We start from the raw sequence: 16,439 nt of genomic DNA on the forward strand, positions 1-16,439 counted from the left end.
AAACATAACACTACATCAATTCCTTTTGTATTGTTATGTGCGCAATAGCATCTCCTTGATTTACAATTGGAGAGTGATTCAAACAAATGATATACCCAGACACAGGTGATTTGATTTTTTTCTCAAAAAAACCATAAGGGTCGGTTATCAAACCAATCACATCTCCTTTTTCTATTGCTTCACCGTTGTTCACAATAGACCTATACATTCCGGATGCATTAGCCCTTACCCATTTTGATTCATTAAAAACTACTTGTTCTTCTTCTATATAGGGGTAATAATCTTCTGGAAATTCTTTTACACCCAAAGCATTTAAAACATTCAAAACACCGGTAATTCCTACATGAGTTACCTGTGAGTTGATATCCATAGATTTTCCTCCTTCAAACAACAGAACTTTTTTACCTATTGCTACAGCCGATGCTCTGTAAGACTTTTCTCTTTCCGAAGAATATTTTACAAACTTAGCACCAAACACTTTTGCCAAAGTAAAAGTTTGTTCATCATCGTCTGAAATTCGTATTTGCGGATAATTAAATCGAGTATCTCCACCAGTATGAAAATCTATACAATAATCTACATACTCCACAATTTCACTCATAAAAAAATGAGCAAATTTACTAGCTAAAGAACCATTTTTAGCCCCAGGAAAACTTCTATTTAAATCTTTACCATCAGGAAACTCTCTTGTTTTAATTAAAAAACCAAACACATTAACAACTGGTACACAAATAATAATTCCAGCATCTGGCATATTATATTTATTAGCCACAATTTGCCTAACAATCTCTACTCCATTGACTTCATCTCCATGAATACCCGCACTTATCAAAACACAAGGTCCGTCTTTTTTTGCTCTACTTATAATTACAGGAACCTCTATTTTTGTTCTTGTGTGCAAACGAGCAATATCTGTTTTTATTTGATAAGTTTTACCAGGCAAAATCTTTTCACCAAGTAAGGTTATTTTTTTAGGCATTTTTAAATTCTAAGTACTATTGTGTTTTTATTGTCTGTGTTTTTTAAACCTTTTTTTAGTTAAAAAAACAAAGTAAATGTACAAACAAACTTTCAAAAAAAATGACTATATTATTATGTGATATTTACTTTATTTTTTAATGATTTATCGCACTAAAAAAACAACCTTAAATTTATAAAATGTAATTCTTAAAACTATATATTTAACAAATGTTAAAATAGGTAACTTTGATTCTAAATGCTATGAAAAAATCAAACACCATACTTAAAGAACTAAAAAACAAAATTTTAGAATTAGAACACCAAAACAGTGCTTTAAAAAAACAACTGTCTTTATTAGGTAAAGACACCAATGATTTTCATATAACTACTATACTAGACTGTATTGGAGTTCCTGTTTTTATAAAAGATAGTGAAAGTAGAATGATTGTTGTAAACTCTGCTTTTTGTCAAATTTTTGGACTTTCTAAAAATGACATTATAGGAAAAACCCTTGCCGAAGAAGTTCCACCTAACGAAAGAGAATCTTTTCTAAAAGTAGACAAACAAGTAATTTCTAATGGAATAGAAAATGTTCAGGAAGAAACTTTAACCGTTAGAAATAATAAAACAAGAATTATTTCTACTAGAAAAACACGTTTTATAAATCCTGACGGAGAAAAATTTATTATTGGTATTATTCACGATATTACCGAACAATACAATGCTAAAAAAGAATTAAAAGAGTCTGAAAATGAACTAAAATCCATTAACAATACCAAAAACAAATTATTTTCTATCATTGCTCATGATTTAAGAAGCCCTATGGGTAGTATTATTGGTTTTTCTGACCTTCTTATGGAAAAACCAGAGGTTTTAAAAACCGAATCTGACAAGTATTTATCCATTATCAATACAACTGCTAAAAACACTCTTTCTTTATTAGACAACTTATTAAATTGGGCCAAAACACAAACAAAACAAATTGCATTTTCTCCCATATCTATAAATCTTACCGAAATTATTCTACTAGTTATTAAACTATACATACCTTTTGCCAAAGCCAAAAACATTTCTCTAAATTACTTTTCATCAACCCACATAAACGTGCTTGCAGACAAAAATATGCTTACCTCTATATTGCAGAATTTAATTACAAACGCAATTAAATTTACACACAAAGGAGGAAAAATAAATGTTTATGCAATTTTAACAAATAACAATGTTAAAATAACTGTTGCAGATAATGGAGTGGGTATTTCTGAAGAAAAAACAAATCACATTTTTAATATAGGCCCCAACAAAACAACTGCTGGAACCAATCAAGAAATAGGGTCTGGGTTAGGCTTGGCACTTTGTAAAGAATTTATTGAAAAACACAAAGGAAAAATATGGGTAGAAAGTAAATTGAATAAAGGAAGTAAATTTAATTTTATCTTACCAAATGCTTCTTAATTTAGAATTATTCCTAGAATATCTTTATTTTTGAAAGCACAAAACACTACATTACAAACACTTAACCAATCTTTTTATTCTTAACCAGACAATCAGTAATTAATGCTAAAAAAAGACCTTTTATACAATAACAACAGCATTTTAACACAGTTAATCAAAAATTCTTTTGATATGATTGTTTTGCTAGACTCTAAAGGAATACAGCGTTATATTAGTGAATCTTGCGAAAAAATTCTAGGTTACAAACAAAATGAGCTACTGAACATTTCTTTAATTGAAAACATGATACATCCTGATGATAGAAAATCTGCCTACAAAGGTTTTTTAGACATTGTAAACGGAAAAAATCATGGAGGTCAACAATATAGACATCGTCATAAAAATGGTAGTTGGACGTATTTAGAAACCTTTGGAACCAATCAATTAGACAATCCTTCTATACAAGCTATCGTTTTAAATGTACGTGATATCACCGAACGAAAAAAAACAGAAATTAAACTAAAAGCAAATTTATCCTTACTTAAAATAGCAGGTAAAACAGCTCAGTTTGGTGGATGGAGTTATGACGTTGCAGAAAAAAAACTTATATGGAGTGATGAAATTGCTAGAATGCGTGAAGAACCCATTGGCTACTCTCCTGAAATTAAAAAAGGAATGTCTGCTTACACACCAGAATATAGAGATAAAATAGCTCAGGTTTTTAAAAATTGTTTAGAAAAAGGAATTCCTTATGATGAAGAAATGAAAATTTATACAGCCAAAGGAAAAGAAATATGGGTAAGAACTACGGGAGAAGCTGTAAGAGATGAGCATGGCAATATTGTTAAAATTCAAGGATCGTTTCAGAACATTAACATTCGAAAATTAAAAGAAGAAAAGCTAAAAGAAAGCGAAAAACAATTAAAAGAGCTTAACGCAACCAAAGACAAATTGTTTTCTATAATAGCACATGATTTAAGAAGTCCGTTTGCAACTATTATTGGTTATTCTGATTTGTTAACAAACAATATTGAAGATTACAACAAAAAAGAAATTTCTGATTTCAACAGTTATATCAACTCTACAGCTGTAAACACTCTTGCTTTGTTAGACAATTTATTAAACTGGGCAAAATCACAAACGGGACAAATTACCTATGACCCAGAAAACATTGTCTTAGATACAATGATCTATCATAAAATAGATTTTTTAGCTCAAACAGCTAAACTTAAAAACATAACTTTCAACTACAATTCAAATCCAGAAATTTGTGTGTATGCCGATTATTTTATGTTAAAAACAATTTTAAGAAACCTTTTAACAAACGCTATCAAATTCACAAATTCCAAAGGAATTATTACTATTGAAACTCAAATACAACATCCATTTATTATTGTTAAAATAACCGACAATGGTATAGGAATGAGTAAAAAAACACAACAAACCTTGTTTACCTCTTACAACAACAATACAACATTAGGAACTGCCAATGAAAAAGGAAGTGGTTTAGGTCTTATTCTTTGCAAAGAATTTATAGAACAACAAGGAGGTAGAATTTGGGTAGAAAGCGAACTAGAAAAAGGAAGTAGTTTTTATTTTAGCTTGCCCAAATGTAACTAAATGCTTTATAATATTTTTTTTAAAAAGCTATTTAAGAACATTCCATCAGGATCTAATTCTTTAACCATTTTTTTAAACTCGTTCCACTCTGGATACAAACCAGTCAACTCACTTTTAGAATAATACGTTACTTTGGCCCAGTGTGGTCTCCCTTTGTATTCAGAAAATATTTGATGTACATCTTTAAAATAATTACTATAATCTATATTTTTTCCATAAGGTTTGTAAGCTATAATTCCTATATAACAAGTATCTCTATTATAAGCCATGCTTAAACTTGCATTGTTTTTAGGAGCAAATCTTACCTCTATGGGCATGTGAACTTTGTAGTTTTTTTCTTGTAAAAGCAATTTAATTTTCATCAATACATCTTGTGTGTTTTCAATAGGCACACCATATTCCATTACACTTTGTTTTATGTGTATTGGCAAAGTAAAACCATCTAAAAAATTAGTTGTTTTTTCTGATTTTTTTCTCAACAAAGCTTTAAACATAATACGATTTAAAGCAGGTACTAAACCTGGGAAAAAAGAAGTAATCCAAAGCCCTAACTCATGCAACATATTTCCTTTAAAAACATCTTGAATCCAATTTTTAACAACAGATACTTTTGTTACTGGCTCATCGGTTGCATGTGCTTTCCAAAACTGCACACTATTAGTGTGTGGAGCCCACCAAAAACGCATAAACTCATTGGTTTTATAGGTGTTTACATGCAACAGCATTTCATCAAAATTTATACTTTCCGTTTCAATTTTTAAATGATACGCATCAATCAACTCAAGAGTAACCGTAGAAATAACTCCCAAAGCTCCAATTCCTACTACTGCTGTATAAAATTCTTTAGGATCAACTCGCTTGTCAAAAATCTTTTTTTCTCCATTTGATTTAATAACAGAAAAGGAAACAACACATTGATCTAAAGCTATTTTTTTATATCCAGAACCATGAGTACCTGTACTAATAGCTCCAGAAATACTTTGTTTCACAATTGTTCCTAAATTTGGAAATGCCAATCCATTTTCTAAAGCAACTTTGCTTATTTTTTCTAAAGATGCACCCCCCGAAACTGTAATCGTTTTTAAATCTTTATTTACATCAATAATTTGATTGTAATTTTCTAAACTTAACAAATATCCTTGAGTGGTAGCCCCAACCAAAGAACAAGAATGTCCTGCCCCAACTACTTTTACTTGTTGCTTATGCTGATTTGCTTTTTTAACAATAGCAACCAGTTCTTTTTCAGAATTAGGAAATTCTATAAAATCTGGTGTAGAAACAAACGAACCAGACCAATTTTTCCACGTTAATACTTTAGGCATTTTACTTGTTGTATTTTAAAAACGAAAATAGAACATATTTACAATAGCCCCCTACAAATAGAATAGGAATCGTCTTAATTATAGTAGATATAATTAAGAAAAATTACAAACATTTATTTTTAACTCTCTTTTTCTTTTATTTTTTTATTTTTAGAACCATGAAAAAGAAAACAAACTTAACTACTATATACGTCCTATTACTGACGATATGTATTCACGCACAAAACACAAAAAACAATACTACCACTACTTTGTATTACAGAAATGGAGAAGTTTCTTGTATAAGCTGGTATAACAAAAATCAACAATTAGACAGTTTAAAAACTTACTACAATACAGGACAATTAAACGAGTCTTTTTATTACGATAAAAAAGGAAATTTTCATGGAAGATGCTCCCAGCACAATAATGATGGTACTATTAAAACCAAATGGTTATTTGAGCACGGAGAAATGATTAAAAGAGTAGATGTAAATATTAAATACACCGATAAAAATAAAATTTACATTTTAGAAAAAATTGCAGACATCGAAAATACAAACATGGATCTTAAGTTGTCTGAAAACAAACAAAGCGGTCACTATAAAAGCTTGCTATACAAAAGAGCTAGGTTAAGAGCTTATCTTACCGAAAACACTTTAGCTTTACATGATTTAATGTTAATAAAAAAAGAATATGAACAAAAAAAAGAAAATAAATACGTTAACATAAGGCTATCTCAAATCTACGACATTTTAGGAGGGTTATATGCTGCTCTAGACATAGTAGACCTAGCTATTTATTACAAACTAGAAGCTATCAACAAAAATCCATCAGAAAACAGACTTAATTACAACTTAGGAGGATACTTTAATTACATAAATCAAATGGACTTAGCTTTGCATTATTTATACAAAACTACCAGCAAAGCTCCTAAACATCCTTTTGCCAACTGGGGATTAGGAATGGCACATATACAACTTGGTAATTATGAAAAAGCCATTGATTATTTAAACATTTGTTTTAGCAACGAAGAATCTTTACACAGATTAACCAAAAGAGCTAGCGATAGAGGAATTAGAGCTTTAAGAGGTACTGCTTATGCTAATTTAGGTATGGCTAACAAAGCTATAGATGATTTAGAAGATGCTATTGATTTAAAAAAAGACAACTCTTATGCAATGTTTCAACTTGGTTTGTTGTACTACAATATTGGCAATGCTAAAAAAGCAAAAAAATGGATGACCAAAGCTCAAAAGCTAGACTATGCAAAATCTCACCACGACAACTCTATAGACTACTATTTAAGTATTGATTGTATTAAAAAAAATGCTGTTAGTACACCTAAAAAAACACCACCTTCTTTGGCTATAAACCCCATACAACAAGAAACTTATTTATTAGATAGCGATTTAGAAAATTTTGATTTTCACGTTTACAACCATTTGAACAAACTTGTTTACTTTAATACATCAGTAGGACAAACCATCAACCTAAAAAAGTTAAAAAAAGGATTTTATACACTAAAAATCAATCCAAATAAAGAAGATATAACTTTTAAAATAATCAAAGAATAAAACCAAACGTTTATTTAAAATGAGTTATTATTTACTAAAGCAAAATTTTTCTAAAACCCTACAACTTTCTAATTCCGACTTGGAAAAAATTTGTAGTAAGTTTAGCAAACACCACATTTCTAAGGGAAATTTTTTATTGGAACAGGGAAACATTTGTAAGTTTGAAGGGTTTGTAATAGAAGGTTGTTTTAGAATTTTTTCTATTGATAAAAAAGGAAAAGAAAACTCACTCTACTTTGCTGTAAAAGACTGGTGGTTAATGGATATAGATAGTTTTATGAATCAAACTCCATCAGACTTAAACATACAAGCTTTAGAAAACAGTACCATTCTTTGGATAGATAAAACTGACAAAGAAAGTTTATACAATACGGTTCCTGCTGTAGAAAAACTATTTAGAATGATGTCTCAAAAAGCAGTTGCTGCTTGGCAACGTAGAGTCATAAGAAGTAAGTGTTTTACTGCCAAAGAACGTTACTTTTACTTTCTAGAAACCTATCCAGAAATAGCCCAAAAACTTACCGACAGACAAATAGCTAGCTACTTAGGAATTACACACGAATTTCTGTCTAAAATAAAAAAGAAAATCTTTTAGGTAATTTTAACTCTTGTTGAACAAGTTCAACTATATTTTTGTTTGAATTTCTAATTTTTGTGTTTTACAAAAGTAATTTTTACAATGAAAAACTTATCATTTGTTTTAACAAGTCACTCAGACTTTAGGAATACCTATTTAAATTCAAGGTATGGAACCAAAAAATTTATTTTCCACACTCCTATTAAACAAATCATCAAATACAAGTTGCTTTAAACGCTGTAAAAACAAAACCTACCAATCAATCCTTTACAACCAAACGATTGTAAGAACCTGTAAAATCAAAACAAAGTAGAACTATGAGAACAAAAATTAATTTATTTTTTGCAATGTTATTTGTGTGTATCAACCTATCACATGCACAAACCTCATCAGAATTAAAATTAAACGAAGCCGAAAATGCCATTGCAGCTGCCAAAGCAAAAGCATTAGAACTAAAAGCATTGGTTAACATTGCTGTGGTAGATTCTGGAGCTAATTTGGTTGCATTTGTTAGAATGGACAAATCATATTTAGGAAGTATTGACGTAGCGATTAAAAAAGCAAAAACAGCCAGATATTTTGATATTGATACTGGCAAACTAGGAGAACTAACTCAGCCTGGCGGAATTATTTACAACATAGAACACTCTAATGGTGGATTAATTACTTTTCCTGGTGGAGTTCCTGTTAAAGATAAAAATGGTAATATTATAGGAGCCATTGGAGTAAGTGGCGGAACCATTGAACAAGATAGAGCCATTGCTACAGCTGCAGCCAACACAATTCTTAACAACCGATAAACACATAAAAATGAAATTACTACAAAACTATTGCTTAATTTGTGCTTTGCTTATTTCTGCATTCACTTTTTCGCAAAGCTCAGACAACTTAACTCTTTACAGACAAGATTTTAAAAACGTTGCTGCCAAAAACACCGTAAGCATTACTAGTTATTCAAAAAACGGAAAACATTATATATATGCTGGAGGTGCAGGAGATTTAGATGTTTTTAACATTGACAAAAATGGACAATTAACCCTTGTAAGCACACATGAGCTACACAAGAAAAAAGGACCCGGTAGAGGTTTAGTAGCAGATCGTATTCAAGGAAACGATTTTTTATTTGTTGGAAACAAATACGGAAACGCTGTTGAAGTTTTTAAAATTTTAGACAACGGATCTTTAGAACGTGTATTTTTAGTAGAAGATACTCCAGAAACACACTTAGGAACCGTAATTACTATAGAAGTAGTACATATGAAAAAAGCCTCTTACTTGTTTGTGGGTGGTTTGGAAGACACTCCTGGATTAACTTGTTTTAAAATTCATGCCGACGGAAAGTTAACTCACGTACAATCCATGAAAGACACCGATAAAATTCATACAGATGGAATTATTGGAATGTTTACACACAAAATAAAAGGAAAAACCTATTTGTTTACAGGAGGGTTTCAAGACAACGGATTAAGTAGTTTTAGAGTTTATGAAAACGGGACTTTTAAAAACATTAGCAACATAAACGACAATACAACCGATCGTTATTTAACAGGAACATACCCAGTAACAGGTGTTAGTTTTGGTGATGAACACTATGTAATTGTAGGACACAGACATCATAAATATTATGCTAGAAAAGGATTTATTAAAAAGACAGATTTTGTATATCACGGAGATGCTGTTAGTATTTTTAAAGTTAACAAAAGAGGAAAATTAATCCCTCACTCTGTTTTTAAAGACAATGAAAACACACAATTATCAGGACAAACTAGAATTGAAGTGGTTTCTACCACAGACTCTGAAGCTGTAATTGCTGTTGGAACTAGAGATGATGAAAGCATTCAATTATTAAAACTAGATAAAGAAGGTATTTTACACCCCATCAATCATTTAAAAACAGGATTTTCTATTTACTACGGTTTAGAGGCTTTAACAATAGACAATCAAAAATTATTAGTTGCGGGTTCTCAATTATGGGGATTTCAAAAAATAGCAAGTTACAAAGTAGCACCCAAAAACCAATTAAACAAGGGTAAAACCATTAAACACATTGTTAATTTAAAGTTTAAAGAAGGAACTCCTCAAGACAAAATAGACCATGCCATTTCTGTTTTTGAAGGACTTGCTACTAAAATACCAACCATAACTCACATGGAAGGTGGTTTAAATGATAGTACCGAAGGACACAGCAAAGGCTTTCAATACAGCTACACCATTAGTTTTAAAAATGCACATGGAAGAGAAATCTATTTATTTCATCCAGAACATTTAAAATTGGTAAGCATTGTAGGTCCTTTACTTGCCGATGTATTGGTTATGGATTACTGGACTAAGTAAATTAAACATTTAAGAAATTACAAAAGGTTTATACCAAAAGGTATAGACCTTTTTCTTTGGATATATACTCAGATTTTAGTATTTTATATAAGTAAACCCATAAAAAATATAGATATGAAATACCTTAAAAATGTAATTATTAAATCAAATAACAGAAGTGTAATGATTCATAGAATGCTAAAAAACAAACGTTCTATTCTAACTCAAAAACTTTTCAAAATCAATAATTTATTAAACAAAAAAGACCAAACATTAATAGAAGACATGAACAACAAAGGAGTTTGTTTAGAAATTAATTACCCTTCTTGTAGTTGGAGTATTAAAAACGCAAACAAACAAATGTTAAACAGGATTTTTGGATAATAAAATCCTGTTTTTTTCAACTCACACATCATCCTTTCTTCAAACAACAACATCTTATAAAAACAGAGATGTTAAAAAATTGTGCTTTCTAAAAATAACTCCCCTATTACATCCTTAAATTCTTGTAAGTATTGTGTAATTTTACAATATGGATTTTAAAGTAGTTTCTAAGTACCAGCCCACAGGAGATCAACCAAACGCTATTAAAGAATTAGTACAAGGTGTACACAATGGCGACAAATACCAAACACTGTTAGGAGTAACAGGTTCTGGTAAAACCTTTACGGTTGCCAATGTTGTAGAACAAATTAACAGACCTACTTTGGTCTTAGCTCATAACAAAACACTTGCAGCACAATTGTATTCAGAGTTTAAAAACTTTTTCCCAAACAATGCCGTAGAATATTTTGTTTCTTACTATGATTATTACCAACCAGAAGCTTTTATACCTACTACAGGGGTTTATATAGAAAAAGATTTATCTATTAACGAAGAAATAGAAAGATTGCGTATTAGCACCTCATCTGCTTTACTTTCTGGAAGAAAAGACGTTTTAGTTGTTGCTTCTGTTTCTTGTTTATATGGTATCGGAAACCCTGTTGAGTTTAAAAAGAATGTCATCCATATTAAAGTAGACCAAACCCTAAGTAGAACTAAGTTTTTACACATGTTAGTACAAAGTTTGTACGCACGTACAGAGGTAGATATGAAAAGTGGAAATTTTAAAGTAAAAGGAGATACTGTAACCATTTTCCCTTCTTATGGAGAGTACGCTTACAGAATTCATTTTTTTGGCGATGAAATTGAAGAAATAGAATCTTATGACTTAGAAAACAAACAAGTAATAGAAAAATACGATCAGCTAGACATCTATCCTGCCAATCTATTTGTTACCTCACCAGACATTCTACAAACAGCAATCCATCAAATTCAAGATGATTTGATGAAACAGTACAATTATTTTAACGAAACTGGCAAAACATTAGAAGCAAAACGCTTAAAAGAACGTACAGAATTTGATTTAGAAATGATTCGTGAATTGGGTTATTGTAGTGGTATAGAAAACTATTCTAGATATTTAGACGGTAGAGAACCTGGAACCCGACCTTTCTGTTTGATTGATTATTTTCCTGAAGATTTTTTAATGATTATTGATGAAAGCCATGTAACTGTTCCGCAAACACACGCTATGTATGGCGGAGATCGTTCTAGAAAAGAAAACTTAGTTGAATACGGATTTAGATTGCCTGCTGCAATGGACAACCGTCCTTTAAAGTTTGAAGAGTTTGAAGCCATTCAAAATCAAGTAATCTACGTAACCGCCACTCCAGCAGATTACGAACTAGAAAAAACAGATGGTGTTGTTGTAGAACAGGTCATACGTCCTACTGGGCTGTTAGACCCTATTATAGAAGTACGTCCTAGTCAAAATCAAATAGATGATTTGATTGAAGAAATTCAGAAAAGAATTGAAGTGGACGAGCGTGTTTTAGTAACCACACTTACCAAGCGAATGGCTGAAGAATTAGCCAAATATCTAACTAGAATACAAGTTCGCTGTCGTTACATACATTCCGATGTTGATACTCTTGAACGTGTAGAAATTATGCAAGACCTCCGCAAAGGCTTGTTTGATGTGCTTATTGGTGTAAACCTTTTGCGTGAAGGGTTAGATTTACCCGAAGTTTCTCTTGTTGCCATTATTGATGCTGACAAAGAAGGGTTTTTACGCTCCCACAGATCGTTAACACAAACCGTAGGTAGAGCTGCAAGAAATGTAAATGGTATGGCAATTTTATATGCCGATAAAATAACCAAAAGTATGCAACTTACCATTGACGAGACTGCTAGAAGACGAGAAAAGCAAATTGCTTACAACCAAGCTAACGGCATTACTCCTACACAAATAAAAAAAGATTTAGGAAACAACTTAACAGACAACTCTGGAACCAATTATCAAGAAATTCAACAAAATTTAGCTGCCGAAGAAGACTTAGGCTATCTATCGAAACCAGAAATAGAGGAACGAATAAGAGAACAGCAAAAAGCAATGGAAAAGGCTGCTAAAGAATTGGATTTTATAACAGCTGCAAAATACAGAGATCAAATTAAAATTTTAAAATCTAAAATTTCATAACATTTGGACGTTCCCCTAAAATAATTTTAGGGTCGGGCTGTTCACTATATCTTTTGTGTGTAAATCCACACAAAAGGATGTCGCTTCCATCCCTAACGTAAAATTAACACATTCATTATCAAGACCTAAAAAGTTTTATTATTTTCGTAATAAAATTTTATCCTATGAAAATAAAACTACTTTTTATACTTCTTCTATTTTTAAGTACTGTTTCGCAAGCACAATTTTTAAAAAAATTAAAATCTAAAATTTCACAAAAAATAGAAAATGTAGTAGATCATAATATAGAGAAAGTTGTAACTCAACCTACTAATAACACAGCCCAAACTCCTACTCCTACTGCCAGTACCTATACTACTTCTGGAGTTTGCAACTTAAATCACTACAACGCTTTACAAAACACAAATATTCATAATTTTGAAAATGTTACTGCTTTGGCAAATCCAAAACAATTAAAAATAAACGGACACTGGAATTCTCATGGAGTAGACATTGCCGATGGAATTTTTATTACAATTATTGATGCTAATTTTACCAACAACTCATTGAATGTTTTTAACTCTAAAACATACAAGCTATATAGTTCTACAGACAACATAACTATGCAAGGAGCATTGGTTTCTATTGCTTATGATCCTGAATTGACAAACGCAACTCCATCCAAAAATTATCAAAATTATATGTTAACCAACGGGAGTATTCATATCAATTCTATTGATGAAAACCAATTATCCATTCATTTCAACGGAATTCCTAACTACACATACAATCATCAACAAAAAACAATTCGTAAAGTTTCTGGAGATTTAACTGTAACCAACCTTTATTATACTTCTAATTTTGATACAGACACATCAACAAATACACCTAAAAACAGTTCTGAAGACACCATTAATTTAGAAGATTATGGGCTTAAAACAAACAACACAATTTCTAACAACACGTATTCTTTTGATACTAAAATAACATACAGTAGTACTGATGGGAACCATGAGTATACTTACCACATATTACAAAATAATACTGCAGATTATTATGGAGTTGATATGAGTACACAAGAAGGAAAAATGATATTTATTAACGATCAAGACAGTAGTGTTAGTTTGATAGAAAGTAATGGTCAAAAATTGCAAATGCCTAATGTACAAGCAGAAGATTTTAACAACAATACGTTTGCTCAGTATCAAAATATAGCATCTAATTCCTTTGAAAAAACAGGAAATACTAAAAAAATAATGAGCTATACTGCTCACGAATATTCATACATAAACAGCAATGGTGCCCACATTAGCTTATGGACATCTACCGATGTAAAACACAAAAACTCATTTTTAAAAATGCCTGCTATAACAAAAGGGTTTATTTTAGAAATGGAGTATAAACAACAAGACAAAAAATTTAGCACCAAAGTAACCAACATACAAAAGAGCAATGCCGTTTATCGTATTTCTGAATACAAAAACATGCTAAATTTTAGCTATTAAACCGTTTGTAGTTAAAAAATTAATAGCTAAAAAACTCTTCCTCAATGCTACTGCTTATTGTTGTTATTTTAGCAATGGTATCTTCTATAAAACTAGCAAAACTATCTTCTATTTGATCTATAGACATATACTTATATTCACACTTGGTTTTACTAATTAAAAAAGAGGTAGATTCCCTATCGTTTTTTCTGTTTGACAAAATTTCTATGTTTTTTCCTGCATTGTTCAAACAGCTCATTACCGACCTAGGGCAAGAGTCGTTTAAAACTAAAAAGGCCAAAGTATCTGTACTAACAGGTGCTTTTTTATAAAAACGCTTCATCATATCAAAAGATTGAATACATTTTAACAATGTAGTCCATTCATAACTATTGTTAAAATCATCATACAATTCCGACTGTGAAGATTTGGCATCAATATATTTTGTGTTTATAATTCTTATTACCTGAGTAGCCCTTTCTAAATTAATTCCTAGAGTTATAATAGCAAAAGCTTCATCGTGAATTAATGTTTCATTTATTTTACCTCTTAAACTTGTTATTTCTTTTGTTACTGTAGAGGTAAAATCATCTAATCCTTTACTAACAAACAATTCTACATTGTAATTTTTAATGTAATAATACAATTGGTTTATGGATTGAAAAAGTTCTATTGATAACAAATCTCTTGCACTACTAGCATTTTCTCTAGCAAATTTGAAACAATTTAAAATAGAAAATTCGTTTTTTGGATTCAAAGCAACATCAAACAAAGTTTCTTTTTCGTCTAACTCTTTATCATCTTCTATAACTACATCATTTACCATATATAGTATAGATTTTAACACAAATTGTCTGGATTGAGACACTTCATTTGGAGCATCTAAAGAAGAAAAGTAATTCACATTCATAAAGCGTGCAATATGCTCTGCTCTTTCTAAATATCTTCCCATCCAAAATAAATTATTGGCTACTCTTGCTAACATAATCTATTATTTTTTTAATACCCAAGTGTCTTTAGAACCACCACCTTGAGATGAGTTTACAATTAAATTTCCTTTTTTAAGAGCTACTCTCGTCAACCCTCCTTTTAACACAAAGTCTTTATTGTTACCTAACAATGTAAATGTCCTTAAATCTATATGTCTAGGTTCAAAAGCTTCTTCTTTATCTATATAAGTGGCATGTGTAGATAAAGACATTATAGGCTGTGCTATATATTTTCTAGGGCATTTTTTTATGACTTGTTTAACTGCTTCTATTTCTTTTTTAGTTAGCTTACTCCCTATAGAAATTCCGTAACCACCAGACTCATCTACTGGTTTCACAACTAATTTATCAATATTATTAAGAACATAATCTAATTCTTTAGGATTGCTACAATGGTAGGTGTGAACGTTGTTTAAAATAGGATCTTCATCTAAATAATACTTTATAATTTGAGGCATATAAGTATAAATTGCCTTATCATCTGCAACCCCTGTACCTGGTGCGTTTACCAAACAAACATTTCCTTTTTTATAGGAATTAAACAATCCTGGAACTCCCAGTAAACTTTTTGGATTAAAAGCCAATGGATCTATAAACTCATCATCAATTCTTCTGTAAATAACATCTACTTTTTGTGGTCCGTAAATGGTTTTCATGTATACAAAATCATTTTCCACAAACAAATCTCTTCCTTCTACCAACTCAATCCCCATTGCTTTGGCCAAATAAGAATGTTCGTAATATGCTGAATTATATATACCTGGAGTAATTACTACACAGGTAGGCACATCTACTCCCAAAGGTTTAACAGATTGCATAATGGCTAATAAATTTTCGGCATAATTATCAACCGTATAAGTAGGATAATGATTAAACGCTCCAAATAAATTTCTTTTAAGCGCAGCTCTATTACTAACTACATAACTTACCCCAGAAGGACATCTAATATTATCTTCTAACACATAGTATTGCCCATCGGAATGCTTAATTAAATCGGTCCCAGAAATATGATTGTAAATCCCCCCTGGCACTTCTAAACCATTCATACTTTCTACATAATTTTCAGAAGACAATATCATATCTAAAGGCACTATACCGTCTTTTATAATTTGTTTTTTAGAGTACAAATCTTTTAAAAATAAGTTAAGAGCTTTTGTTCTTTGCAATGCACCTGTTTCTATATGCTCCCACTCTTTGGCAGAAATAATTCTTGGAAACAAATCAAAAGGAAATACTTTTTCTTGCATTTCTTTATCACCGTATACTTGAAAAGTTATTCCTTGATTTAAGAATGATGCTTTGGCTTTCTCATTCAATAAATTAAAATCATCTATTTTATATTCATTAAATAAATTGAACAAAGTCTTATAAATGGTTCTTACTTCCTTTTCTTTTGTAAATATTTCATCGTAAAATTTTGAGTCCAAATCATATGATGAAAAAATAGGCAACTTTTTATAATTACTCATTTGCATGTATTTATAACTAGCAAATTAAGGAATAGTACACTACATACCATCTCCTTAACCTTGTAAAATAACTGTTTTTTAACAGCAAAAAAACACTAAGAAAACATCTGCAAAAAACATCTCTTTTATTAGCAATACATACTTAAAAAAAAACACACAAAACATTGTATTTCAGAAAATTGACACATTACACTATTCTATATTTAACCCTGCATTAA

13 protein-coding genes are annotated in these 16,439 nt (G+C 30.6%); 9 read left to right on the forward strand and 4 right to left on the reverse strand.

Features of this window, described 5'->3' with window-relative positions; translation table 11 throughout:
- Positions 1–10: 10 nt before the first annotated feature.
- Positions 11–979 carry a succinylglutamate desuccinylase/aspartoacylase family protein gene (locus tag ACY2IJ_RS03825; protein ID WP_476725838.1) on the reverse strand — a complete coding sequence of 323 codons (969 nt, stop codon included), beginning with the start codon at positions 977–979 and terminating at the stop codon, positions 11–13.
- Positions 980–1,221: 242 nt separating this feature from the next.
- On the opposite strand from ACY2IJ_RS03825, the gene ACY2IJ_RS03830 reads away from it, so the two are divergent.
- Together ACY2IJ_RS03830 and ACY2IJ_RS03835 are read left to right on the forward strand one after the other, a co-directional pair.
- Positions 1,222–2,412: a PAS domain-containing sensor histidine kinase gene (locus tag ACY2IJ_RS03830; RefSeq protein ID WP_476725839.1), complete on the forward strand. Its 1,191-nt coding sequence runs from the start codon at positions 1,222–1,224 to the stop codon at positions 2,410–2,412.
- Positions 2,413–2,514: 102 nt separating this feature from the next.
- Positions 2,515–4,011 carry a sensor histidine kinase gene (locus ACY2IJ_RS03835; RefSeq protein WP_476725840.1) on the forward strand — a complete coding sequence of 499 codons (1,497 nt, stop codon included), beginning with the start codon at positions 2,515–2,517 and terminating at the stop codon, positions 4,009–4,011.
- A gap of 5 nt (positions 4,012–4,016) precedes the next feature.
- Here ACY2IJ_RS03835 and ACY2IJ_RS03840 read toward each other — a convergent pair whose 3' ends face one another.
- Positions 4,017–5,333 carry a D-arabinono-1,4-lactone oxidase gene (locus ACY2IJ_RS03840; RefSeq protein WP_476725841.1) on the reverse strand — a complete coding sequence of 439 codons (1,317 nt, stop codon included), beginning with the start codon at positions 5,331–5,333 and terminating at the stop codon, positions 4,017–4,019.
- A gap of 158 nt (positions 5,334–5,491) precedes the next feature.
- Between ACY2IJ_RS03840 and ACY2IJ_RS03845 the strand changes: the two genes are divergently transcribed.
- From ACY2IJ_RS03845 to ACY2IJ_RS03875, 7 genes are all read left to right on the forward strand, one after another.
- On the forward strand, positions 5,492–6,889 hold the full coding sequence (locus ACY2IJ_RS03845; protein WP_476725842.1) for a tetratricopeptide repeat protein: 1,398 nt from the start codon (positions 5,492–5,494) through the stop codon (positions 6,887–6,889).
- 19 nt (positions 6,890–6,908) lie between these two features.
- Positions 6,909–7,484 carry a Crp/Fnr family transcriptional regulator gene (locus ACY2IJ_RS03850; protein ID WP_476725843.1) on the forward strand — a complete coding sequence of 192 codons (576 nt, stop codon included), beginning with the start codon at positions 6,909–6,911 and terminating at the stop codon, positions 7,482–7,484.
- Between the two features lie 299 nt (positions 7,485–7,783).
- The gene (locus ACY2IJ_RS03855) at positions 7,784–8,266 is read left to right on the forward strand and encodes a GlcG/HbpS family heme-binding protein (protein WP_476725844.1); all 483 of its coding nucleotides are present in this window, start codon (positions 7,784–7,786) and stop codon (positions 8,264–8,266) included.
- A gap of 10 nt (positions 8,267–8,276) precedes the next feature.
- A complete protein-coding gene (locus tag ACY2IJ_RS03860; RefSeq protein ID WP_476725845.1) occupies positions 8,277–9,800 on the forward strand; it encodes a Dabb family protein in 1,524 nt (507 codons plus the stop codon).
- 114 nt (positions 9,801–9,914) lie between these two features.
- Positions 9,915–10,163 carry a hypothetical protein gene (locus ACY2IJ_RS03865; protein ID WP_476725846.1) on the forward strand — a complete coding sequence of 83 codons (249 nt, stop codon included), beginning with the start codon at positions 9,915–9,917 and terminating at the stop codon, positions 10,161–10,163.
- A gap of 148 nt (positions 10,164–10,311) precedes the next feature.
- Positions 10,312–12,300, forward strand: a complete 1,989-nt coding sequence (gene uvrB, locus ACY2IJ_RS03870) for an excinuclease ABC subunit UvrB (protein ID WP_476725847.1) — start codon at positions 10,312–10,314, stop codon at positions 12,298–12,300.
- Between the two features lie 164 nt (positions 12,301–12,464).
- Positions 12,465–13,784: a hypothetical protein gene (locus ACY2IJ_RS03875; RefSeq protein ID WP_476725848.1), complete on the forward strand. Its 1,320-nt coding sequence runs from the start codon at positions 12,465–12,467 to the stop codon at positions 13,782–13,784.
- A gap of 19 nt (positions 13,785–13,803) precedes the next feature.
- On the opposite strand, the gene ACY2IJ_RS03880 is transcribed toward ACY2IJ_RS03875, so the two are convergent.
- The gene (locus ACY2IJ_RS03880) at positions 13,804–14,748 is read right to left on the reverse strand and encodes an alpha-E domain-containing protein (RefSeq protein ID WP_476725849.1); all 945 of its coding nucleotides are present in this window, start codon (positions 14,746–14,748) and stop codon (positions 13,804–13,806) included.
- Positions 14,749–14,754: 6 nt separating this feature from the next.
- On the reverse strand, positions 14,755–16,221 hold the full coding sequence (locus tag ACY2IJ_RS03885; protein ID WP_476725850.1) for a circularly permuted type 2 ATP-grasp protein: 1,467 nt from the start codon (positions 16,219–16,221) through the stop codon (positions 14,755–14,757).
- Positions 16,222–16,439 lie beyond the last annotated feature (218 nt).

The organism is Wenyingzhuangia gracilariae (assembly GCF_056387575.1).